The sequence below is a fragment of the Candidatus Njordibacter sp. Uisw_056 genome, from assembly GCF_047730085.1.
Taxonomy (GTDB): Bacteria; Pseudomonadota; Gammaproteobacteria; order Pseudomonadales; family Balneatricaceae; genus Njordibacter.
The window spans coordinates 1,083,907-1,108,018 of sequence record NZ_CP159830.1 but is presented as its reverse complement, the minus strand read 5'-3'; the positions used below and the strand labels follow the sequence as shown (position 1 = coordinate 1,108,018).

General features: G+C 44.8%; 23 protein-coding genes. 9 read left to right on the top strand and 14 right to left on the bottom strand.

What is annotated here, in order from left to right; genetic code table 11:
- Window positions 1-54 precede the first annotated feature (54 nt).
- Entirely contained in the window at window positions 55-771 is a 717-nt protein-coding gene (ubiG, locus tag ABXT60_RS05425) for a bifunctional 2-polyprenyl-6-hydroxyphenol methylase/3-demethylubiquinol 3-O-methyltransferase UbiG (protein WP_443631727.1), read from the top strand.
- 57 nt (window positions 772-828) lie between these two features.
- Window positions 829-1,581, top strand: a complete 753-nt coding sequence (locus tag ABXT60_RS05420) for a YciK family oxidoreductase (RefSeq protein ID WP_443631726.1) — start codon at window positions 829-831, stop codon at window positions 1,579-1,581.
- A 50-nt stretch (window positions 1,582-1,631) separates the two neighbouring features.
- Here the strand turns inward: ABXT60_RS05420 and ABXT60_RS05415 are convergent, their stop codons facing one another.
- On the bottom strand, window positions 1,632-1,913 hold the full coding sequence (locus ABXT60_RS05415; RefSeq protein WP_443631725.1) for a GIY-YIG nuclease family protein: 282 nt from the start codon (window positions 1,911-1,913) through the stop codon (window positions 1,632-1,634).
- 70 nt (window positions 1,914-1,983) lie between these two features.
- Between ABXT60_RS05415 and ABXT60_RS05410 the strand changes: the two genes are divergently transcribed.
- Window positions 1,984-3,018, top strand: coding sequence for a DUF3549 family protein (locus ABXT60_RS05410; RefSeq protein WP_443631724.1), 1,035 nt, complete (start codon window positions 1,984-1,986; stop codon window positions 3,016-3,018).
- Window positions 3,019-3,027: 9 nt separating this feature from the next.
- On the opposite strand, the gene ABXT60_RS05405 is transcribed toward ABXT60_RS05410, so the two are convergent.
- From ABXT60_RS05405 to ABXT60_RS05390, 4 genes are all read right to left on the bottom strand, one after another.
- A complete protein-coding gene (locus ABXT60_RS05405; protein WP_443631723.1) occupies window positions 3,028-3,741 on the bottom strand; it encodes a hypothetical protein in 714 nt (237 codons plus the stop codon).
- Window positions 3,734-5,434, bottom strand: coding sequence for a hypothetical protein (locus ABXT60_RS05400; protein WP_443631722.1), 1,701 nt, complete (start codon window positions 5,432-5,434; stop codon window positions 3,734-3,736). The genes ABXT60_RS05405 and ABXT60_RS05400 overlap by 8 nt, the downstream gene beginning before the upstream one ends.
- Window positions 5,435-5,516: 82 nt before the next feature.
- A complete protein-coding gene (locus ABXT60_RS05395; protein WP_443631721.1) occupies window positions 5,517-6,500 on the bottom strand; it encodes a membrane dipeptidase in 984 nt (327 codons plus the stop codon).
- A gap of 97 nt (window positions 6,501-6,597) precedes the next feature.
- Window positions 6,598-8,031, bottom strand: a complete 1,434-nt coding sequence (locus ABXT60_RS05390) for an aldehyde dehydrogenase family protein (RefSeq protein ID WP_443631720.1) — start codon at window positions 8,029-8,031, stop codon at window positions 6,598-6,600.
- Between the two features lie 138 nt (window positions 8,032-8,169).
- Between ABXT60_RS05390 and ABXT60_RS05385 the strand changes: the two genes are divergently transcribed.
- Window positions 8,170-9,084: a LysR family transcriptional regulator gene (locus ABXT60_RS05385; RefSeq protein ID WP_443631719.1), complete on the top strand. Its 915-nt coding sequence runs from the start codon at window positions 8,170-8,172 to the stop codon at window positions 9,082-9,084.
- A 25-nt stretch (window positions 9,085-9,109) separates the two neighbouring features.
- On the opposite strand, the gene ABXT60_RS05380 is transcribed toward ABXT60_RS05385, so the two are convergent.
- Together ABXT60_RS05380 and ABXT60_RS05375 are read right to left on the bottom strand one after the other, a co-directional pair.
- Window positions 9,110-10,108, bottom strand: a complete 999-nt coding sequence (locus tag ABXT60_RS05380) for a D-cysteine desulfhydrase (protein ID WP_443631718.1) — start codon at window positions 10,106-10,108, stop codon at window positions 9,110-9,112.
- A 30-nt stretch (window positions 10,109-10,138) separates the two neighbouring features.
- Complete coding sequence (locus ABXT60_RS05375) at window positions 10,139-11,383, bottom strand: hypothetical protein (RefSeq protein WP_443631717.1); 1,245 nt, start codon at window positions 11,381-11,383, stop codon at window positions 10,139-10,141.
- Between the two features lie 209 nt (window positions 11,384-11,592).
- Between ABXT60_RS05375 and ABXT60_RS05370 the strand changes: the two genes are divergently transcribed.
- Entirely contained in the window at window positions 11,593-12,012 is a 420-nt protein-coding gene (locus tag ABXT60_RS05370; RefSeq protein ID WP_443631716.1) for a YeeE/YedE family protein, read from the top strand.
- 13 nt (window positions 12,013-12,025) lie between these two features.
- Window positions 12,026-12,436 (top strand): DUF6691 family protein, encoded by a 411-nt coding sequence (locus tag ABXT60_RS05365; RefSeq protein ID WP_443631715.1) that lies wholly within the window; start codon window positions 12,026-12,028, stop codon window positions 12,434-12,436.
- A gap of 28 nt (window positions 12,437-12,464) precedes the next feature.
- On the opposite strand, the gene ABXT60_RS05360 is transcribed toward ABXT60_RS05365, so the two are convergent.
- Window positions 12,465-12,788: a YqcC family protein gene (locus ABXT60_RS05360; protein WP_443631714.1), complete on the bottom strand. Its 324-nt coding sequence runs from the start codon at window positions 12,786-12,788 to the stop codon at window positions 12,465-12,467.
- A gap of 258 nt (window positions 12,789-13,046) precedes the next feature.
- Between ABXT60_RS05360 and ABXT60_RS05355 the strand changes: the two genes are divergently transcribed.
- A complete protein-coding gene (locus ABXT60_RS05355; RefSeq protein WP_443631713.1) occupies window positions 13,047-13,838 on the top strand; it encodes a phytanoyl-CoA dioxygenase family protein in 792 nt (263 codons plus the stop codon).
- Window positions 13,839-13,857: 19 nt separating this feature from the next.
- Complete coding sequence (locus ABXT60_RS05350; protein ID WP_443631712.1) at window positions 13,858-14,472, top strand: HD domain-containing protein; 615 nt, start codon at window positions 13,858-13,860, stop codon at window positions 14,470-14,472.
- 32 nt (window positions 14,473-14,504) lie between these two features.
- Here the strand turns inward: ABXT60_RS05350 and ABXT60_RS05345 are convergent, their stop codons facing one another.
- From ABXT60_RS05345 to ABXT60_RS05330, 4 genes are read right to left on the bottom strand one after another with little or no spacing between them, the layout of a single operon-like run.
- Entirely contained in the window at window positions 14,505-15,758 is a 1,254-nt protein-coding gene (locus ABXT60_RS05345) for an NAD(P)/FAD-dependent oxidoreductase (protein ID WP_443631711.1), read from the bottom strand.
- A gap of 16 nt (window positions 15,759-15,774) precedes the next feature.
- Window positions 15,775-17,391, bottom strand: a complete 1,617-nt coding sequence (locus ABXT60_RS05340) for a GMC family oxidoreductase (protein ID WP_443631710.1) — start codon at window positions 17,389-17,391, stop codon at window positions 15,775-15,777.
- Between the two features lie 8 nt (window positions 17,392-17,399).
- Window positions 17,400-18,791, bottom strand: a complete 1,392-nt coding sequence (locus ABXT60_RS05335) for an aldehyde dehydrogenase family protein (RefSeq protein WP_443631709.1) — start codon at window positions 18,789-18,791, stop codon at window positions 17,400-17,402.
- Window positions 18,792-19,529, bottom strand: coding sequence for an N-formylglutamate amidohydrolase (locus tag ABXT60_RS05330; RefSeq protein WP_443631708.1), 738 nt, complete (start codon window positions 19,527-19,529; stop codon window positions 18,792-18,794).
- A gap of 235 nt (window positions 19,530-19,764) precedes the next feature.
- Here ABXT60_RS05330 and ABXT60_RS05325 point away from each other — a divergent pair, with 235 nt between their 5' ends.
- Window positions 19,765-20,631, top strand: a complete 867-nt coding sequence (locus ABXT60_RS05325) for a MurR/RpiR family transcriptional regulator (protein WP_443631707.1) — start codon at window positions 19,765-19,767, stop codon at window positions 20,629-20,631.
- A 3-nt stretch (window positions 20,632-20,634) separates the two neighbouring features.
- Here ABXT60_RS05325 and ABXT60_RS05320 read toward each other — a convergent pair whose 3' ends face one another.
- On the bottom strand, window positions 20,635-21,414 hold the full coding sequence (locus tag ABXT60_RS05320; RefSeq protein ID WP_443631706.1) for an MOSC domain-containing protein: 780 nt from the start codon (window positions 21,412-21,414) through the stop codon (window positions 20,635-20,637).
- A 154-nt stretch (window positions 21,415-21,568) separates the two neighbouring features.
- Window positions 21,569-23,677: a hypothetical protein gene (locus tag ABXT60_RS05315; protein ID WP_443631705.1), complete on the bottom strand. Its 2,109-nt coding sequence runs from the start codon at window positions 23,675-23,677 to the stop codon at window positions 21,569-21,571.
- Window positions 23,678-24,112: the final 435 nt, after the last annotated feature.

Sequence of the window (24,112 nt, the reverse complement as noted above, 5' to 3'; positions counted from 1 at the left end):
ATCGATTTACGCGGTATAATCGTAGATATTATTTTACTAGCGTGAAACCCCACTGTGAATCAAAACGTTGACCCAGCAGAAATAGCCAAATTTGAAGCCCTTGCAGCCCGTTGGTGGGATCTAGATAGCGAGTTCAAACCTTTACACGCCATTAATCCATTACGTATTGGATGGATTGATGAACGCGCCCACCTGCACGGTAAAAAAGTAGCTGACATTGGCTGTGGTGGCGGTATTGTCGCAGAAGCCATGGCGCTGCGTGGCGCAACTGTTACCGGCATAGACATGGGAGAGGCCCCTCTGAAAGTGGCACAACTACACAGCTTAGAAAGTGGTGTAAAAGTTGATTACCGACAAATGACTGCAGAACAGCTAGCGGACGAAGAAGCGGGTTTATATGATGTTGTGACCTGCCTGGAAATGCTAGAACACGTGCCAGACCCTAGCGCAGTTGTTGCAGCCTGTGCAAAACTACTAAAGCCAGGTGGCCAGGCTTTCTTTTCTACTATTAACCGCAATGCAAAGTCGTATTTGTTCGCAATTATTGGCGCAGAATATCTGTTAAAAATGCTTCCCAAAGGCACTCATGAACATAAGAAGTTCATCAAACCCTCTGAACTAGATCAATACATGCGTTTGGCAGGCTTGTCTGCGCAATCAATGACAGGCATGACCTACAACCCTCTCACCAAAAAATACGCCCTAACAGCTCGAGACGTCGACGTTAATTACATCGTTTATGCCACAAAACCACACGCTGGAAAATCTTAGGGCCATTATCAAAACTAAGCCCACCTTGGTTTGATTTATTTTAGGACAAAACTTTTCATGTTGGATTACACAGCACCAGAACAACTACTTAAAAACAGAGTGATTTTAATCACTGGAGCTGGCGACGGCATCGGCCGCGCAGCAGCCCTTGATTGCGCCCGACTGGGTGCGACTGTGATATTACTGGGCCGAACGATAAAAAAGCTTGAGGCTGTCTACGATGAGATTGAACACGCTGGCCATGGCCAACCGGCAATTTACCCGTTAGATTTAAGCATCGCTACAGATGAGAACTATATCGAACTGGCGCAAATACTCGAAGGAGAATTTGGCAGTTTGGATGGCTTAGTCCATAACGCATCCATTCTTGGCCAACGAACACCTATTTCAAACTACGAATCTCGCACTTGGCAACGTGTAATGCACGTGAATGTCACTGCACCATTCATGATGACACAAGCACTGTTACCGTTACTTGAAACATCAAATGATGCCTCAATAATCTTCACTAGCTCCAGTGTTGGCGCCCAAGGTAAAGCATACTGGGGGGCCTACAGCGTCTCTAAATTCGCAACGGAAGGCATGGCTCAAGTACTGTCAGAGGAAACCGAGAACACGAGCAAAATTCGCGTCAACATCATCAATCCTGGGGCAACACGGACCAACATGCGAGCTCAAGCCTACCCGGGCGAAGACCCTGGGCTTAACTTAGCACCAGAAGATATCATGCCAACCTACCAGTACTTGCTTGGCCCAGACAGTGCAGGCGTTACTGGTCAGCGGTTTAACGCCCAAGAAATGTCAACATAACAACAAAGAAACATAACCTCATCTATTAGTGAAAGCTGAACGACATACCTTCAACTACTGGCGTTATTAGCAGCGTAGGCTGCAACTAGTAATAATTTTTTCTGCCGGGTTAATTTCTTCACAGCAGCTTCACGTATACTTGCAGCAGATCGATCCGACTGGGGTTCTACAAACGCTATAGCGTAAGCTGGGTCTGTGCGAAAAAACCGCGCGCCTAACTTACCCCCAGCACAATGTTCTTTAAAACGTCTTTGAGGATCTGTAGTAATCCCAGTATACAAGCGTCCACCCAGGGTCTGCACCATATATACCCACCAGCGCTTTGGTTCCACAATTCTCACCCCACTGAATAAAACTTGATATAATACGCGCCATATTAACCTACGCCAGCGAGCAGACCAAATGCAACCCATGGAAACTTTGAGTGATCTTCTGCAACAACTGCAAGGTCAGTACCGCATATATGACATGGGCTGTCGGCTGAGTAAACTTTCGTCTACAGACTTTAAAAAATTTGAAGAAGGGCAAAAAGCTTATCCACTACCGTGGTTACGCCATGCCTGGGTAAGTATTTTATCTTGGTCACCAAAAAGCCTAAAACTCCAAGCCTCTAGCCCCACAGTTTGGTTTCTTAAACTGCCACTGGATGAACGTGGCCTACTCATTCAAGCCGCCCGCGATGAATTTCTTAATCAGTTATTAGAGACTATTGGCACCAACATGCTAGATGAACAGGCCTCCAGTGAGTGGGCTGAACAACTCAAACACAGCAACCTTGCCTTTACGCCAGATCAGGCCCGTATGGCTGCTTTTCATGCTCAAGCAAGCATTACACTAGACCAACCTGCTTCCAGATTTTACCCAGCAGTACGAAGCTACATGAGTAGCGAAGACTCACAACAAAACTGGCAAGAATTAGGGTTACAAGGGTTTGCTGATTTTGCCATGCGTTTAGATCAGCAACAGCAGTGGCAACAAAAAATCAGCCAATTGCCTGCTGCGGTGCTTGAAACAATAGCTGCACAGCTTGAAAATCAAAAGCTAGACCACCTAGCATCTAAGGCCTTTATCTTGCGCGGCGAGGCCAGCATAAATAATGCTGAAAAAGTGGCCTGTTTGCGTGCTATTAGCCAATCTACAGATGCAGCATCACGCCAGCATTGGTTAAAGCAGATCCTGGACAAGGATAATATGGTAGAAGTTGAACTATTAGCTACGATTACCAGCAAGTGCAGTGACGATTTATTAAAGCCAGATTTGATGGATTTATTTATTCACCAGTGTGCTGCAGATCAGGGCGTATTCAATGGCTTAGTGCAAGAACTTATGTACCAGCCTAAGTTACGCATAAAGGTACTAGAGGCGTTTAGAGCTGAAGACCGCAGCCCAAGGGTTATTCAGGCAATAGGTATTCTTATGGGACAAAAAAAGGCCTAAGGTTGCAACCTAGCCAGGCCCAGCACCTGCCCGGGAGGCCTCAGTTTCTGGCACAAAAGAGGCCTGCATCATGCGTTTTAAACGGCTAACTAAAGCTGCATCTAGGTGTATGCCTTGATCCAAGCATCGTTCGCGCCAACCCAATAAATCCGCACCGTCAGTAATAAGTAGCCCGTCTATATCAGCTTGACCCATGCATAATAATAGTTCATCAGCTGCCACAAGACGCTGCGAAGGCTGGTACAAACCTAACAACTGGCCATCTGCTGCGATCAGCACACAACGCTGTGCCCCAGTATGGTGGGCAAAGTAAAGGGCATAACATTGTTGTGCTGCAGGTCTGCTCAAAGGTTGAGCAAGCCAGTTCATTAAACACGGCACAGCAAAGACTGCTGCTGCAACCCGTTTAATACGTAACTGAGGCACAGCCTTAGCCAAGGTCAAGCCTAACGCTAATTCAACCTGCACCAAAGCAGATTGACCTTGCGCGTCAAACTGCAGTTCTTGGTTACTTGAAGATACCAGCACAGGGGCGCTAATGAGGCTGTTAAGAGCATCTAACGCCTTATCGAGCAACTTACTATTAGCCAGACCTAGCTGAAAAGCAGCAGCTGCTTTAATACCTGCAGACAACTGATCCCCTGGGGGAAAGCCTAAACCTTCAACGCTCCGCTTTACCAAAAACTTAATTTCGTTCGCTGATACCTGTATCAACTCAGACATTCCCGAGCGTCTCACAACTCAATTTAGGCGCCACAGGAAAATACCAATCGTCATTAAACTCATGAGTTAAATCACTCACTACAGGAGCACCTTGGAACATAGTGTTGCGCACCCACAATGCAGATTTTGGATCAAACTTACCCACTCCAAAAAATGCCAACTTGCATCGCAACAGGTGCATAGGCAATACGTCTTTGTGCAGCAAGTTAGCTCGAATTTCTCCATATTGAGTCTGGGACATAGTAGCGATACGATTTACAATCCCAAGGTGCTTTGGCTTCTGCAATAAAAACTCTGCCACACTGGCATCCTTAGTATGGTCAATGACCATTAACAAGTCGTCATGGCACGCCTGTACAGCCTTAGCGATACCCAAAAACATTTGTACCTCAGCACCATCATCAACACCCATTTTACCAAGCCTGGGTTCAATTTTTTCTTGCGAATAATACCAAAAAGTTTGTTTCTCATCAGTTTCACTAAAGTCATAGTCAAATACCCAGTCATAACTTTCCTGAATGCTGTCAGCTAGGTTCTGTGCCGATTGAGTTGGATCGTAGGTAAGGCTTTCATTAATAGCCAACTGATCTTCCTTTGGATTAACAATGGCTGGGTATAGCTCAAACAACAAACTCACTAATAATTCTTGAGTTTCTAGGCTGTAATGCTGCTGGGCCCATTCATGCAGTTCACGCCAATCATGAACTTCTCCTTGATCACTGGCTAACCAGTCAGTTAACTTTTGAGTATCGACTAAAAGTTGTTCATTATTATTACTCTGCCATTCATCAAGCGTGCTCACTTCTCGCACATGCTGCATTGCTTGCAACAGCACTTGTTGCAGCTTAGCCACCTTTTCCTTGGCCACCGGCTCAGCCAAAACTTCTGCATAGGCCTGCTCCCTTTGGCCAATCCACTGACTCATCAATAAAGGGTGATTAATTAAATAAGGCGCCATACCCAGCCCAGTAGAATTACCAATCCCTAAATAACGCTGTAAATTAACATCTAAGTCCACAGCGTCAGGGTAATTTGGCTGGTGCACCATGTGGTGCAATTGATCCAAACTAAATTGACGTAATAAATAGCACACCAACATTTCAGCAGAAAAAGGCCGTGCTAAATCAGGGTGCTGGCGAGCAATTTTACCCCAGTCACAAGCTCCAAATTTACCAGAACCATACACCGCCGTAGTGCGGTACAAGTAGCCAACTTCAGCTAGCTTGTTTGGGTCTGGTTGCAGACCACTGCGCAGCTGGGCCAGCAAAGAATCAAATATTCGAGCACTACGGTTTCCCCGCGATAAGCACAAACTGCGGGAATCTACACGGCCAGCTTCTTGTAATGGTACATTAACCGCTAAGCGCTCGAGCCACTGGTCATCTACCTCACCTTCTACTAGAGTCATGGTTAAGTCCCACTTTTCAGCAATCACCCGATCATTACGGTCTTCTGGGGCCAAGTATTGAGAAAAAACCACCAAGCTTAGCTTGCTATGAGGCATTTTAATATCAAACACAGCGTGTCCATAACCATTTTGATCTAACTCAAACTGGCTATAACTAATGGCCCACTGATCTTTTACCATGTGTCGAACTAATGTCCGCATGAAGCTTAAGTTACTAGAAAAACCTGCACCTAAACGCTCTAAGTCCATCGCTTGTGAAGCTGGACGCAATATGATTTGACTCATGCTAATACCTCAAAAAACCTATGCTGTGGATGCTTGGGAGAGTTCAAATGTGAACTCCAAAACAAAGGCAGATGTTGGGCTGCTACCTCGGTCCGAAACCCGCCGCACAAAATTCTAACCAGTTACCACCCATTATTTTTTCTACTTCTACCTCATTAAAGCCTTTTTCACGCAGCCCTAACACAATATTCGGGAAATCTGCGCTGGTTTTAAACCAGGATAGAGGTTCAGGCCAAGCCGCATTGTTTGCGGAACCTTCACCATAGTCCATTTGTTTAGTCCAACGGCCATTGCGCATCCATTCTAAAATTGAAATAGGCTGATTAAGACACAAGTCACTACCCATGCCCACCCGATCAATTCCCATTAAATCCACAGTATCTGCAACCATGGTACAAAATTCATCTAAACGACACTTTGGCCCATTTTTAAGATGAAATGGGTACATACTAAACCCAAGCAGACCTTCACTTTCGGCCAAGGCAGACAACACTTTGTTAGATTTGTTCCGCTTGGCAGGCTCAAAAAATGTTGGATTAGCATGGCTGATAACAATCGGGCGCTGTGAAATTTCAATCGCTTGTAGGGTGCTTTCCTCAGCACTATGAGACATATCAATAACCATGCCCACACGATTCATTTCTGCAATAACAACCTTACCAAATCGAGAAATTCCAGAGTCAGTAGCCTCATAACAACCCGCTCCTAAAAGGCTTTGGTTGTTATAGGTTAACTGCATAATACGCACACCAAGCTGGTGAAAAATAGCCACTAGATCAATATCATCCTCAATAGGTGAACAGTTTTGGAACCCGAAAATAATGCCAACCTTGTTTTGAGCATGTGCAGATTGAATGTCTGCTGCAGTGTGAACAGGCATAATCAAGTCGTTATGCATTTCAAACATGCGGTTCCATTGGCCAATATTTTGCAGCGTCTCACGACTAAGCTCATGATAAGCAATAGTCACATGGACAGCACTTAAGCCACCCTCTCGCATCTGCTCAAATACTTCACGGCTCCAATGGCTATATTGTAAGCCATCAATCATCATCATTTTGCTCATTCTTTCCCTTTTCCTATTGCCCATCAGCTGCGCATAAACTTTGCATGAAAATCATCAAAACTTAAGGTTTAAGCCGTTATGATCCGCATAAAAGTAATCAAGCTTTCATGTAAGTGGTCTTCACTTCGGTGTAAAACTCTTCAGCATATTTACCTTGCTCACGAGAACCAAAGCTTGAATTCTTGCGGCCACCAAAAGGTACGTGATAATCAGTCCCCGCAGTCGGTAAGTTGACCATGACACAACCAGTTTTAGCATTACGCTTAAAGTGGGTGGCGTATTTAAGAGAGGTAGTACAAATACCTCCTGTTAAACCGTACTGCGTGTCATTCAATGCTGCCAAGGCTTCGTCATAGTCTGCCACTTTAATAACACAGGCTAGAGGAGCAAATGCTTCGTCTCGGTTAATGCGCATTTGATTCGTGGTATTAATAAATAATGCTGGCGTCATAAAATAACCTTTGCTGTCATCAAACTCACCACCACAAACCAGTAGACCCCCTTCGTCTTGAGCTAGCTTAAAGTACTCTTTATTTTGTGCAAATTGCTTAGCGTCTGCTGCTGGGCCAATAGTTACACCTTCTTCCAGTGCGCCACCAACCTTAAGCTTGACCATACGCTCTTTAACTTTAGCCACAAATTCATCATGTACCCCAGCAGTCACAATCAAACGAGAAGATGCCGTACACTTTTGACCAGAACCTCCAAAAGCACCATTAACGGCGCAATCTGCTGCGTTATCTAAATCTGCATCGTCCAGCACTATCAAGGCATTTTTGCTGCCCATTTCTAGCTGGAACTTGGTGAGATTACTAGCAGCCGCCACCGCTACACGCTTACCTACTGCCAAAGAACCCGTAAATGTGATGGCATCAATAGTCTCTGAAGTAATTAATTTTTCACCTACGCTAGAGCCAGAACCCATTACTAAATTAAATAGGCCTGCAGGAATGTCTTGCTTGGCAATAATTTCAGCAAGCAACACAGCACTGGCTGGGGTTAGGTTAGCTGGTTTCCAGATCACTGCGTTACCGAAGGCCAAGGCAGGGGCAATTTTCCAAGACGCTGTGGCAGTTGGGAAGTTCCAAGGACTAATTACAGCCACGACACCCATAGGCTCACGGCGGACATCGATTTCTACACCCGGACGCACAGAGTCTGCAGTGTCGCCCATTTGGCGCAATACTTCAGCAGCATAATACTGAAAGAACTGACCGGCCCGATAAACTTCACCGCGGCCTTCTGCACGAGGCTTACCTTCTTCACGTGAGAGCACTTCGCCAAGCTCATCACAACGCCCAATCATTTCATCACCAATCGCTTGTAACACACGCTGCTTAGCTTCTAATCCTGTGGCCTGCCACTCAACCTGGGCCACACGGGCAGCTGCAATAGCTTGATCCACTTGTTCAGCTGACGCTTGAGCAAACTCACCAACAATTTCACTATGGTCTGAAGGGTTAATATTTTTAACCGTTGATTCTCCATCTACCCACTGACCAGCGATGTAGTTCTTTTGTACTTGGTTCATGTTAGCTCCTGTTTTGCCTTAACTGGCATACTTTTATATTAGTTAACCGCATTTTAAACCGACAGGCTTGATAATAATAATTAATTAAATGTATTATTTGATAAGTTTAACTAAAAATCGAACTATAGGGTTAATGCCATGCTGCCAGATATAAAAATAGCTCAAATTAACACTTTTTTAACTGTAGCCCAGTGCAAAAATTTTCGCCAGGCGGCAAGCCTCCTTTGTAGGTCTCAGCCAGCTGTGAGTTTGGCCATAAAGCAGCTTGAGCAATCACTTGGAGCAGCTCTATTCAACCCTGAGCGCCATGGAGAACTCAGCGCCTTTGGTATAGCTTTTTTACCGGAGGCAAAAGCCCTTTATAAACATTATGAAACCACCTTACATAATGGTTTGAGTATGGCACAAGGCCAGTCTGGCATTATTAAGTTGGGTGTTTTACCGTCTGTTGCAAAAACTGTACTCACCCATATTCTTCGCGCTTTTCTAGCACAACACCCGCTAGTTCACCTGCAAGTGCAAGATGATAATGGTGATAACTTAAGAGATAAGGTGCTCGATGGACGGATTGACCTAGCCATTAGTAGTATTTGGCAAACCGAACTAGACCTTCACCATACTCACTTATGCGCAGACCGCGTGGGCCTTGTCGCCCGTAAAGCTCATCCGTGGATGCAGATAGGCAATGATATTAATTGGATAGAACTAGGCCAACAAAAACTTATTCGCAATGGCACCACACCACTAGTTGACAATACCCCTGCACAAACGTTTTTATCTGCCCCAATGCAGGTAACCCATATGACTTCACTAATTGCTATGTTGGAAGCAGGTGCAGGTATTACTACGCTGCCATGGATGGCTTTTCCAAAGGACAACGATGAACTTGCATTTAGGCTAATTGAAGAACCACCTATAAGACGTCAGATTGCCCTACTTAGCTCTCGCCATCATCAACAAATGCCAGTAGCTGCTGCCCTAAAAAAAATAATCATCGACACATTTAAGCAACGAGGCAAACATCTTGAAAGCCCCAAGCAGCTAATCACCTAATCACCTTGGTTAAAAGCATGGTGTTTTAGTGCTCACTTAAGCACTCGCTATAGGCAAATAGTCCGGGTGCACCGCCGGTGTGTAAAAACAGAATGCGCTGCGAAATATCAAAATAGCCGTGCCGAACTAGGTCCAACAGCCCTGCAAAAGCTTTACCAGAATAAACTGGATCCAAAAACAGCCCCTCAAGGCTAGCGGCAAGTCGCACGGCTTCGATCATTGGTAATGTTGGGGCTCCATAAGCTAAGCCATAATATTGATCAAAGCAAATCACATGGTCTTCATGTAACTTGGGTTGCTGAAGTAAAGCTTGCACTTCGTGCACTAAAGCCAACACCTTTTGGCATTGCTCACCACTGGAGCGGCTAACAGTAACACCTAACACTGGGATATCTTGCCCAGCTAAAGCTAAGCCTGCCAACAAACCTGCTTGAGTTCCAGCACTGCCCGTAGCTAAAACAATGGCATCAAAGCTGAAGCCCTGCGCCTGTATTTGTTGTGCCAATTCTAAACCACAATTAACGTAACCCATTGCACCAATTGCATTACTGCCGCCTACCGGCACAACATAAGGCTTTTGACCTGAGGCCCTAAGGGTTTGGGCACGCAGAGCCATCACCGCGTTTAAGTCTTGGCCTGCAGTGAGATGATGCACCCTTGCACCAAGTAATTGGTTCAGCAGCACATTGCCAGAGTGGTTGTAGTCTGGCTCTGAAACACCCTCTACATCCTCTAAAAACAGCTCACAACCGAGCCCTACCCGCGCTGCTGCTGCTGCAGTTTGTCGCGCATGGTTTGATTGCAAACCACCAGCAGTCAACAAAGTGGTGGCTCCCTCAAGCTGAGCATCGGCCAGTAAGTATTCTAATTTTCGGGTTTTATTGCCGCCAAAAGCAAGACCGGAGCAATCGTCTCGCTTGACCCATAGCTCAGGGCCTTTGTGCATAGCATTGATTCGTAACATAGGCTCAAGTGGCGTAGGCCAATGGCCCAATTGGATTTTAGGATGCGATAGCTTATGCATGCAAAAGTCCTTTGGGTTTATCCCGCTTGATTACTGGCTATAAGCTAGGTTTCGAATCTGACTTTGGAGTTCATTTAAAAGTCGGTTAGTGTCCCTGCGAAAAGCTCTTACAGATTCAGCAGATTGTTCCATCAAATAAACTCGCTCGTCCATTTCACTAGCATTTTGTTCGATCGCAGTTAACACTCTAGCTTTGCTCTCAAGGATGCCAATTCGATTGGTAATAATATCCAAATCATCATCCGTGGTAGAGCCTTCAATTTGTTGCAATAAAGTTTCCACCGAAGCGGTCAAAGCAGTAAGCTCTCTGGCATATTGTTGTTGACGCAAAGCTTGGCTTAGGTTTGCTTCGCGCTGTTCTGACAAGGTTTCATCTTGCGCCGCTAGATCTTTGGCATGCTGCTGAGCAAGCTGAGCTTGACCAATGTCAGTTTTATGCTGGTCTGACAAGGTTTTATCCTGCGACGCAACCCGCTTTAACACCCCAGATAATTTATCTTGTAACAATTGTAATTTATTTAGCTGATCTTCTACCTGCTGCACTACCAGCTGACCATTTTGACTCGCTTCTTGTATTTGGACTTTCTGCTTAGCAATAGCGGATCGCTGAAGGCTCACTTTCTCATTTTGAGTCTTCAGTTTCTCATTTTGAGTCTTCAGTTTCTCTTGATGTTGCTTTACTGTTGCGGTGTTATTATCAATTGCCTTTTGATTTTCTTCTATCGCTGGGCGGTTGTTACGGTAGGCAACACCCCACAACTTATCAATCTCTGTATCGACGAACTTATTACGCTCTTTAGCCCTATTATCAACAAGCCTTACCTGTGCTTGAACAACAGTACCAGATTTATTTGAGTTAACATCTGTTGCTACTACCAAGGCTTCCAATTCACCAATGCGTTTACGCGCATGATCAAGCTCTCCACGAGACACCATCAAGAGCAGGTCCACATCTGTTAGTTTGTTATAAGACCAATAACCACCACCCAGCACACCAAAAAACATGCTGACAACCAAAACCCATAGAATTCCATTATTCTTTGCTACTATTTGAGGAGAACTAGGCTGCATTGCACGCGGAGACGCAATGGGCCTGCCACTATCCCGACCACCTCGCCTAGAGGAACCATCGGCACCTTCATTATTAGCATTACCACCTGCAAGATTAGTATTACCCCCTACCGAAGCTGAAGAAGACTGTTTTCGAGTCCCTTTAATTTCATCTGAATCGGGCATTAAGCTAGGCAAATCACCGATATCGTCATTTCTTGGCATTTACTGAGTGTCCACATTATTAGCATCAAATTTACAATGCTAAACATAGCACGATATGAAGCGTTTGTTGACACTCAGTTGCTTGCTTTTTCCTAGTAAACCCAAATTTTTTACAAACAACTTATGTTCTAGCGGTATACGCAATTGACACAGCTGAATTTATTAACGTATAATTTAATTAGCTTTATCTAATATAAAAGGTTTAAATCATGCTTGAAGCATTCCCAATACAGCCCCTTATCGGTGGTATTTTAATAGGCATAAGCGCTGCATTGCTGCTGGCGTTTAATGGCCGCATCGCGGGCATTAGTGGCATTCTATACAATTTGTTATTTAACCCACTCAGCAGTTCTGAAAGCGGCTGGCGCATAGCTTTTCTTTTAGGCCTTCTTGGGGGTGGTTATTTGATGCTGCCTGCAGCATTTGAATTACGCAACGGTTATTCACCTATTTTGCTCGTCGTTTCAGGTTTAGCTGTCGGTATAGGCACACGCATAGGCAACGGTTGCACCAGTGGGCATGGGGTCTGTGGCATTGGCTCAATGGCAGGTAGGTCTATTGCTGCTACAGTCACCTTTGTGGCCACAGGCATTATTACAGTCACTGTATTACGCAGTTTTATGGCATAAGGAAGGATCAAACATGCAACGTTTAATTATCGCTCTCATATCTGGCCTTATTTTTGGTGCCGGCCTAGTGATCTCAGAAATGGTAAACCCGGTTAAAGTGCAGAATTTCCTTGACCCATTTGGCAATTGGGACGCAAGCTTAGCCTTCGTTATGGGTGGAGCTGTGGCAGTCACTTTATTCACAACACACTTTATTATGAAACGTAAAACACCCTTATTTTCTGACCGCTTTTACATGGCTGTTAAAACCAGTATTGATCGGCGTTTAATTTTAGGGGCAAGTTTGTTTGGTATTGGTTGGGGACTCAGTGGTTATTGTCCTGGCCCTGGCATCATTAACGCTATGATTAACCCTTCTGAAGCTATGGTATTTTTGCCAGCATTGATTATTGGAGGTTGGATAGGTCAACGCTATTCTGCGTAAATCAAGGCTTAAGGTACGGCGTTACTAGTTATGCTGTAAGCAAAGCATCCATTCGCTGGATACTCCCCATTAGGCCTTTAACAGTATCTTCTAGATCTTTAAAGGCCCCTTCTGCCATCGGAAAAATACCACTTTTGCGAGGCAACTGCCCTTCTGTTTCTGCCAAGTAGCTCAGCCTTGGAATAAAAATCCATTGTAACCATTCGGCAAAGCTCATTAAGTCACAACAAAAAGGTTCAGTGCTCAGCAGGGCTTTTTCAGAGGGCGCAACATCACTCCATAAGCCAATAGTTTGCAATTCTAATTGTAAAATCCCAAGTTCTCGCAGAACATCTTGATGCAAACTGGCCATATAGCAAATATATATAATGTATCGAAGCTTTATTCTACCTTACCGCGGATTCAATGGTTAGCAAATTTTGGCAAATACAGATGATCTAAAGCTGACACTTGTTCTAGGCCCGCCAAATAGCTAAACAGATAAAACCTTAGTTACCTTTGGCTTGCTTGATAATTGCTATTTTTAACCCCAATCACCTGCTTACGGCAGTCTTGTTAAGCACTCAGAAAAATGGCATTATTTCAGCCAAAATTAGAGTGAAGCTTAGTTATGGTGAATCGTTTTAAATCACTTTATGATGCCCAAGGTTTCTTAACTGGAGTGCCTATTATTAAGCCTTCAGAGGCCTTAGCCCACCGCTCTATATTAGAGGCCGTAGAGGCTGAGAGAGGGCCTATGCATTATCAATTTAAAGCCCACACAGCAATGCATTCAACGTATCAACTAGCTATTTTACCTAAGATTCTTAATATTGTTGAGCAACTGATTGGTCCAGATATATTGCTTTATAGCGCAGCTTATATTGTTAAAGAAGCTAATACAAAAAGTCACGTAAGCTGGCACCAAGACCTCACTTATTGGGGATTAGATTCAGCCGCCCAAGTAAGTGTTTGGCTAGCACTGTCTGACGCTAGCGAAGCCAGTGGCTGTATGCATATGATTCCTGGTAGTCACAAACACGGACAACAAAAACACCACAACACACAAGATAACAATAATGTGTTGCTAAGCGGGCAAACTATTAATGACATAGACCCTAATCAAAGCATCGCCGCAAGCCTCAAAGCAGGACAAGCCTCGTTTCATCATGGGTGGACCATTCATTGTTCCCAGCCCAACCTCACTAATGACCGCCGTATTGGCCTTAACATTCAATATATTAGCCCCGCTGTAAAACAACTTAAACAACGACAAGATTCTGCAATGTTAGTAAGGGGCGTTGATCACTATGGCCACTTCCAAACAGACCAACCGGCTCAGAGCAATTTTGATAGCAAGGCATGGCAAAAACAAAAAGCCTTAGATGATAAACTTAAAGGCATCCAAGGCAATACAACCTAATAAAACTGGAGCACAAGCAATGGCCACCGTTAGTTTTACTCAAATGAAACATGGCACTCGCCAAGATTACGCAATGTTGCAAGCCCTAGAGCACTCGTTTTATACCAAAACAGCTCAGCGATTGCATGACGAACTTGAACGTCAAGGCCAAGACAGCATCGATGGCTATCTTATTAGCCGCTTAGAGCACGGTTTGCAGTCTGCTACCAGAGCATGGAGAGACGGTGCAAATGACGATTGGGTAGTAGCCGCTTTGTTACATGATATTGGTGATGGTCTGGCACCACAAAATCATGACCGAATGGCTGCAGAAATCATTCGCCCTTTTGTTAGCGAGGAGGTGACTTGGGTCATTGAGCACCACGGGGCATTTCAAATGATTTACTACGCGCACCATTTAACCGGTTGGAACCCCAACGAGCGCGACCAATACCGTGATCATCCTTATTACCAAACTGCAGTGGATTTTTGCGAACGCTGGGATCAAAATTGTTTTGATCCTAACTATGACAGCCAACAATTAGACTTTTTTGTACCATTTTTAGAACGCGTATTTGCGCGCAAAGCCTATGCTGCAGAATTTATCAAACCTGCTGATAACCAAGGGTTACCTAAAGCATTGGCTGCCTCTTAAGCCATTTCATCTTTAAAGAGGGAACATCCGGGTTAAAAGCGTTGCGCTGCAAAGGCCGATATATCAACGCTACAGGGCTTGTCATCTATAAGCTCACTAATTAACTTACCGGTAATGCCCGATAAGGTGACACCAATATGGCCATGGCCAAAAGCGTAATAGATGTCTGCATCTTTACTTGACTGGCCAATAACGGGCATAGAGTCAGGCATGGAAGGTCTAAAACCAGTCCACTCGCCATCATGGTCTTTTAGTTGTGGCAATAATGTTTTTACGGTGTCTGCAATGAGCTTTAAGCGCCTTGGGTTAGTGGGGTTATTAAGACCAGCTAACTCAACGGTGCCAGCGGCTCTTAAACCATCATTCATAGGCGTCATGTAAAAGCCCACGTCAGCCCAACCGACCGGCCGATTGAGAACCTGCTGTGCGCCCTGATACATTACATGATAGCCCTGCTCCGTATCCAGGGGTAGTTTATCGCCTACCTGCTGTGCCAAAGACTTTGACCAAGCACCTGCAGCCACCACCACTTTATTGCATAACACGCTCGAATCTTGCAACTGCACCTTGAGCTCATTCGCACTAACACGATCAATACCCAGTGCCTTATTGCTAATGATTTTGCCACCATTGGTAATCACTGACTCCCCCATACGCTTTAATAAGTCTAAAGGGCTGAGTAAGTGTTGCGCATTTTCAAAAAATAAACCCCGGGCATAAATCGGCTTTAAATGCGGTTCTAAATCTCCAACTTCAGCCTTCGTTAGTTCTGTCACTGAAATGCCATGACGGCGCCTTAAATCAATGTCAGGCTTTGCTTTAACAAAACCAGCCTCGCTGCCATATAAATATAAAGTGCCGTTTGTGGCGACTAAGTCATGCCCATTAGCAGCCTCAATTAGTGGGGCTAAAGCACTGTGGGAATGACTTAAGAGGACACTTAACTGATGGCCGATTTTTTCCACCTGAGAGGGCCTGCTAGCCCAAGCAAAGCGTAATAACCAAGGTGTAAGCCAGGGTAAATATGACCAGTCAATTGATAAAGGGCTGTTGGGGTTGAATAATAGTTTAGGGATTTGTTTAATGGTGCTGGGCGTACCTACAGGAATATTAGCGTAAGTTGCAATAGTGCACGCATTGCCAAAATAAGCCCCTTCTTCAAATGGTTTTGGGTCTATTAAAGTCACCTTATGACCACTTTTTTGTAACCACATTGCAGTGGCAACACCGACAAAACCGGCACCAATAATAACCACATCTTGAGGCTTTAAACAGGCTTCTTTCATGCTTGTATTGTTCTCGTTAGCGATGGTGTTCAGCCAACACCATCGCAGCGCCGCGCTCGGCAATCATCATGGTTGGCGCTGAGGTATTACCACTGGTCAAGCACGGCATAATAGAGGCGTCCATAACCCGTAAATTGTCCATACCAATAACTTTTAGTGTTGCTGGGTCAACTACTGACATAGAGTCCGTACCCATCTTACACGTACCCACTGGATGATATACAGTAGTGGCGGTATGGCGCAGGTAGTCAAGGATCTGAGCATCGGTTTGAACCTCTTCACCAGGCGCCATTTCTTCACCGCGCAAATGATCAAACTCTGGGGAGGCTAGTATTTCGCGAGCCTTTTTAACACCTTCCACCAACGTTTGCTGATCTTGTTCGTGGGCAAAAAAGTTATAGTCAATCAGCACATTGCGTTTACTACCATCATTGGCTAACTTAACACTGCCACGGCTTATTGGGCGCAGCACACAGGTGAACACCGAATAGCCATGCCCCCACTCAAATTTCTTACCTCTGTGGCTGCGATACAAAGGAGCAAAGTGAAATTGGATATCGGGGTCAGTATCAGCATCTATCGCTAGCGTAGTTTTTGCAAAACCACCGGCCTCTACATAATTGGTTGTCCACCAGCCCTTGCGGCCCAGAAAATATTTAAACGGTGCGGGTAATACATGGGGTAATAACGTTTTAAACGATACACCCATAGAGTCTGCCTTTGAAGACCGGACAGTAACCATGCTATCTATATGATCCTGCAGGTTCTCACCCACACCCGGCACGTGGTGGTGACAGTCAATGCCTAACTGTCGCAACTCCTCTTTATTGCCAATTCCTGAAGCCAATAAAATGCGTGGTGACAAAATGGTACCACCACAAAGAATGACTTCTTTATTACAAGATAACTGCTGTTGCACGCCAGCGCGTTCAACCATTAGGCCCTCTGTCTTGTTACCTGAAATGATGAGATCTAAAGCTTGTGTATGAGTCATAATGGTTAGGTTAGTGCGGTTTTCAATAGGCTTTACAAATGCTGTATAGCTACTCACCCGCTGGCCACGGTCTTGCTTAACGTTATAAATGCCCAACCCCAACTGGGATACGCCGTTAAAGTCTGTATTTTCTGGCAACCCCGCGGCTTTACCAGCCGCTACAAACACCTTGCCTACCTTATTTGCATCCTGCTGTTTAGACACCTGTAACTCGCCATCAAAACCATGATATTCAGCACTTTGACCAATTTGATTAGCCTCCATTTTTTTGAATACAGGCAAAACATCGTCATAGCACCAGCCATCACACCCCAAAGCCGACCAACCATCATAATCATTACGATTACCTCGAATGTAGACCATGCTGTTAATAGCGCTGGAGCCTCCAAGGGCTTTACCACGGTTAACGTCCATCACTCGATTACAGAGGTTTTTCTGCGGTACAGTGACAAAGCTGTAATCATATTTTTTATTGCCGTACAAACCAAAAATGCCCGCTGGAATACTCACCCAAGGGCTTTTCCCATTGCCACCCGCTTCAACCAGGCACACGCTAATGTTGGGGTTGGCGCTAAGTCTGTTAGCCACCACGCAGCCTGCTGAGCCGGCACCTACAATAATGTAATCAAATGTGGTCATACATCTGCCTATAATTTAGTTTTAATATGGTACGATTTAGGCTGAGTTAAAGCGTCAAAACCTAAACTCGATAAGGTGCAGCCTTTACCAGTGTTTTTAACACCCGCCCACGCCAATGCAGGATCAAGATAGTCACATCGGTTAATAAAAAAAGTACCGGTTTCAATTTGATCACCCAGCGCAATACCTGTATCCAGATCTTGGGTAAAAATGGCCGCAGTTAACCCTAAATCACTATCATTCATTAACCCAATGGCTTCTTCATCATTAGCCACTTTCATAATGCCTACCACGGGACCAAAGCTCTCTTCAGTCATCACCCGCATACTATGGTCTACCTGCGTTAGAACTTGAGGCGCCATGTAAGGGCTTCCAGATTGATCCATAGCAAATTCACTGGGTTTGATCTGTGCTACCGCTCCTTGTTGGAGCGCGTCAGCAATTTGCTGACGTACAAAATCAGCAGCAGAAGAACGCACCATAGGCCCAAGAGTAATGGCTGGGTCGTCAGGACGCCCCAAATTAAGCCCTTTGGTTAAAGCAACAAAACCGTCTAGGTACGCGTCATACACCGATTCATGCACGTAAATGCGTTCTAACCCGCAGCAAGACTGCCCAGAATTAAAAAATGCTCCATCTACAGTAGATTCAATCGCATAGTCCAAATCTGCATCAGCGCGAATGTAAGCGGGATCTTTCCCTCCCAACTCTAATCCCACACCAATAAATTGACCTGCAGCAGCCCGTTCAATTTTTCGGCCAGCAGCCACAGAGCCAGTGAAGGCGACATGATTAACCTTACCTGAGGCCACTAAAGTTTCCGTGGAATCATGGTCCATATGTAAGTATTGCAGTACTCCCTCAGGCAAGCCTGCCTGAGTAAAGGCTTGGCAGATTCGCTCAGCACAAAGTGGCGTTTGGCTAGAGTGTTTCAAGATGACACTGTTGCCTGCCAGTAAAGCCGGCACAATTACATTAATCGGCGTGTGTAAAGGAAAGTTCCAAGGGGCGATCACTAAAATAACGCCTACAGGCTCTTTACGGATATAGCGTATAAATCCCTCTTTTTCAGCTTGCTGTATGGGCGCAAGAGTGGTCTCGGCGATAGCAATCATATAGTCTGCCCGTTCAGCAAAACTGTTTACCTCCCCGGCGGCATACTTAATCGGGCGCCCCATTTGCCAGCAAAGCTCTTGAGAGATCTGGTGTTTATTTGACACTAACGCTTGCACAGCCAAAGTGCACAGGGCTTTGCGTTCATCAAGTGACACCTTGCGCCATGCCTTTTGAGCTGTATGAGCTAAGTCTAAGGCAAGGGTAATCTGCTCAGGGTTGGCATAGTCACGTTCAAGGTAAATACTTCCGTCTACGGGTGAAATAGTTTGTTGCGTGTTTAACATTTATATTCTCTGTGAAGCCAACACTAGGTGTTTAGCAAGGTAGGATGCCATTTGCGCGCGCTGTGCCGGTGATGCAATTAGATCATTGCGGATTTCTAGCATGACATTGGCTAAGCCACGGGGTAAGGCATGATGCTTTAATGTGTGGGTGACCCCATCGGTGGCTGCATAAGGCTGATTACGCTGAATATTAAAACGAGTATCCGTTGACACCTGGTGCAAGAACGCATCGGCAAAGCGAGAATCTTTATCATGTAGCACACCAATTTCAACCTGGCGCCGTTGCCCCAAAAACACTGGCGTAAACGAGTGAATAGTAATAATAATAGGCATTTCCATAGATGCTACTTTTTTTGCCACAGCTGCTTCAAAGGGACGATAATAGCCTGTCACTCTGCTTAGCTTATCCGCCTCGCAGAGGCTAGCATTGCCGGGTATAGGCTGGTTTTCTGATGCAAGGGGAATGGCAGTAGGCGATTCTGGTGGACGATTGCAGTCATAAATCAAGCGAGATACTGGTGCTGAAATTAAAGGAGCGTCTAGCAAGATAGCCATCTCCTGTGCCGTTTCTATGGCGCCAGGGTCCCATGCTATATGGCTTTCTAACTGCTGCTGAGTTAAACCCAAAGCATTAAATTTAGCTGGAATAAAGTTGCTCGCATGTTCGCAAATCAATAAAATTTGCGCTTCACTGGTATCATTAAACACGTTTACCATCGCCACTTCTGACACACTCATAAGAAATAAGCCACGCTTATCCCGCTGCCAAACTGAATCACAGAACCGTCCTAAACGCTTGAATTAAGGTGCTATATAAATAATCATTAATGGGTATTTGACGACTCAAAATAGTCTCCAATATAAACTTTATGTATAATATTGTTCTTGATCAAAGCTTCTGTCAATATATTTTCATAATTTATTTCACGATGATATATTCAGTGATAACTTAACTTTACTTAGGGGCGTTTATATGTCAAAAATATCAGTTTCAGAACGACTCGAAACCCAGTTTAACCAACTGACTCGCGCCGAACGCCAACTTGCTGATACCATTTTACGCAACTACCCTGCTTCGGGATTAGGCTCAATAACAAGTATTGCTAAAAAAGCAGGTGTCTCCACCCCAACAGTAGGAAGGCTAGTTCAAAAGCTAGGCTTCAGTGGGTTTGCCGATTATCAGCAACAATTGCACGGCGAAGTGGAGAGCACGCTTTCCAACCCCATTGCCAAACATGACAAATGGACCACTGATGCACCAGAAGAACATATACTGAATCGTTTTACTAATGTGGTGATGGATAACATCCAACAATCTTTAGCTAATATTGACATTCAAACATTTGATAAAAGCTGCCGACTGCTGGCCGACCCTAATCGCTGCGTCTACGTTATTGGTGGACGAATTACCCACGCTTTAGCCGATTATTTTTTCCTTCATATGCAGGTAATTAGGCCTAATATCACCCACATTGAAACTACATCAAATGTTTGGCCACACTACCTATTAAATTTAAAAAAAGGCGACGTTATTGTCATTCTTGATGTAAGGCGCTACGAAAACAACACCTTAAAGCTAGCGGAAATGGCTGCCAAAAAAGGCGCAGAAATTATACTGTTAACAGACCAATGGGTATCCCCAATAGCCCGGCTAACCGATATCGTCTTTAGTGCGCGAATCGTAGCGCCATCGGCATGGGATTCGTCAGTAGGTAGTTTATTACTAATAGAGACAATGATTGCACAAGTACAAGAACTCATATGGCCACAAGCTAAACAGCGCATAGAAGAGCTAGAGTCTCTATTTGACGACACTCGGCTGTTTCGAAAATTTGTTTAACCCCTAGGGTAACACCTCAACGGTATCGCCAATAGCAATTGGCCCAGCCCGAACCACAATAAGATTAATACCAAACCCCACCCCACCCTCCTCTAAACCCCGGTAGGTCGCCAGAGTTCTCAAGGGCTCTTGGTGCTCATGCTTAGTGAGAGAAACAGGGTTAATGGTGGTCAATACACAGCGTTCACAAGGATAGGTTACTTCTAGCTCACATGCACCAATACGAATTCGTTTCCAGTCATCTTCTATATCAGCAATAAGGTTACTGACGACTAAATTAGCACGGAATCGATCCATGCCAATGGCCTCGTTTAGCCGCCCATTTAAGGCCGCTAATGAAGCTGTGGTAGTAAGCAACAATGGTTGTGCGTCTGCAAATGAAGCAGTCTGAATAACCTCACTTGCCTGCAAACTAGCACTATAAACTAACCTGCAGGGTAACCCAAGGTAGTCACTCAGGGCTGCGTCTAACGCAGGGTTTTGTGGCCACGCAGGCATTAATTCCTCAGCCCAGTGTTTAACCAAAACAGGGGTATTAGGCAGAGGAACTAAGGGGATCAAGAAGTCCTGTTGTGGCAATATGACACGTAAATTAGAGCCCTCTATACAACTGAATACATGTAACAACTTGGGGTATTTGCGAGATGTCATCATGGCGTTGTTAGCGTCAATCACCATCCAGTTTCGATCAAAGCCAATACCTGTAGGGAACAAATAACCAGCTTTAATGGATATGGGGTGGGTAGACTTAATGGGGTAGGTATTAATTTCTGATAGGTACATTATGCCTCTCCTTGGGTACCCAATAATATGCAGCATCAAAGCATAAGTCTAGGCGTGAATTATCGCCCATAACTTGCACAAGCACCCAAAGAACAGCCAAGATGGGTATTTTAGGCTAACAGCCGCCAGCGTGTTGGCGCCAATCGCACAATGGTTACGGGGATAGTTCGTATCGATAAATTCGCTTATTGTCACTAGCAGACGAAAACAAGCAGTCAAACCCATTGTTAGATATATTTAACGCTATGCATGAGTTAGTCATTAATTCATAGGTTTGCATGGTATTGCTGCAGTTATCTCGGCCTAAAGATTCAGTCTCGCTAAACAGAAGACGGCTACCCTTTTGTTGCCAAGTATACTGTGCTTGGTAAAGAGCGCACTGACCTGCATCGTCATTAATTTTATAGTGCCCTGCGCCATCCGACTTTAAAGTTTCAGTGCCCACAGCCAGCCACTCACAGCCATCACTAAGCACTTTTAGTTGATAACGACCTGCTCTAATACGCTGGTTTGATAACCCATCTGGCGTAATAACAGAGGTATTAAAATCGAACCGAATACCTTTTTCTTCTGCGGCCATTTGCATTGTTACTTCAGCTTCCGTGCCATACAAGGTTGCAATACTGGTATGTAGTTCAACACAATCACTGGCTTCAGAAACACCTATATTAGCAACTAAGCCTAAGGCTTTATTAGCGACCTCAGCCATTTTTTTATAATTTACAGAAGTGGCAAAAAAACCCTGTTTATTAGGCTTTTCAAATGTCATAAGCCGAGCAGTTTTAGCTGCCGTTGAACCATTAAATATAACCACATGCTGGCCTTTTTGGGCTATTTTTGGGTTTAAGCCCAAGGGTAAGTTTGCTAAATTTAGAGCAACACTTGACCCATCTGAAGGCACTTCAACACCCTCTAACTGAGGCACAAATGAGACCAAACTTGATAATAGCTCAGGGTATTCTGTGGTCACTGAAACAATTGCATCGATAACAAAATGACCATTGGCTAGGGCAGAAAGATCTATGTCGTAAATGGCGCCAGCAACACCACTTACACCTTGCCCGGCTGCGGCAGCTACCATCAATACTGAAAGTTCAGTAGACATTAACTCAGCTTGCATTGCTATGAGTTCCTCACAGTCAAATTGGGCAGACAGTGCCTGCCTTCTAACTTGGCTAATAACTGGCATCAAGGCGCTCATATCCAGGCCAAAAGCAGTTGATAACAGCACATCTTTAGACGATAAAGAGTAACTAGGAAGGCTACCATTAAGCTTTTTAAGGGCACGTGTTAGCGCTTTATTTTGCATTTGCAACAGCATATGGCCGTTAAGCTGCGTACCATTTTTTTGTTGGCGCATGCGGTCATAGCCGAACACTAACTTAGGCACAGACTGAGCCAACGCCAACCAATCACGTCGGCAATCAACAGAAACCCCTGACATCACCTTTTGGCCAGAAAGTGCAAGCAAATCTTCTCCCGCTTTACTACTGCGCGGATCAGTCACAAGTCTTGCCACTTCGTGCACATTAATAAATCCAGCCGTGTAGTTCAAAAAACCTTCAGCCTCTCGCACTGCCGCCATGCCTTGGCTATCTGCAAGAGAGTATGCTTCGGGCAATAGGCCTAACACATCCAAACGTCGCGCTTGAGAAAGCTGCGCAGGCATTAGGGCCACACTTGCTACATTATCGTTTACGGCTAAAGCCAACCACAAATCAAAACCAAGATCTTGCTTGGTTTGTAACACCCAGTAGTTAACCGTGTGGCGTCCCCAAACCTGTGTTTTATGCTCTACGCCAGTTTCCTTACCCGCCTTAGTGAAGGCGTTAATTAACGCAGTGTCATCATTAATAGCCAGTTGTAACACAGGAATTAATCCGTCTAAATAAACTGCACTGGCCAAATTATTATTCAGGCCGTAGTAGCGACGTAAAGCATCATGCCCTTTATTGTGAGCTTCTAAGCTATGCTTTAACAAAGCTACAAGGAAATTAATTTCTTCACTGTACTGGCTAGCGCTCAGCGCTTCCAATTGGTCTTTTAAAAGCTCTAACTCAAGGCTATAAATAGCTAAGCTTTGGGTTACAGCGGCCATTTCTTTGTCAACCAGCCCGTCGACATAGAAGGGTGTATTAGCTGGCGCATTGCGTTGGAAATTAAGCAATACATCGGGGTTAGAGTAAGCCGCAGCGCTTGTCAGCGACAATAACGACCCGCCCAACACCATTACTAACGCCCATAGGCGCATCATAATTCTCATAGGCCACTCCACTACAGTGAAAAATTTAACCTCATAATTAAACCACCTTATCAGAGTAAGCCAGACCAAACTAGATAGACAACCCGCCAACCTTTTAAGGCACCTACCCTACTTGTTGCAAAGTATAGTGGCCTAGTAAGCAGCACACCGCTGTGCTTCACTAGTAGGTTTATACTGGCCCGTGTTATTTAACTTAAAATCTTGCGACTTAACGGCCGTACCGGTTCGATTCTGGCTACTGGAGCAGTATTTCCTTTTTATAAATCAATTAATTACTAGTAAACCTTGTTTGATCTTCTGTCCAGATTTCATATTTTTTTATAAAGTAGACGTATGGTAGGCATGTGGATGGCTAAGAAGAAAACTGATTTGGGCTAACGTTATTAGTGACAAATGAGAATAATTTTCTTTTGATGTTGTGAGGGTAAATGTACA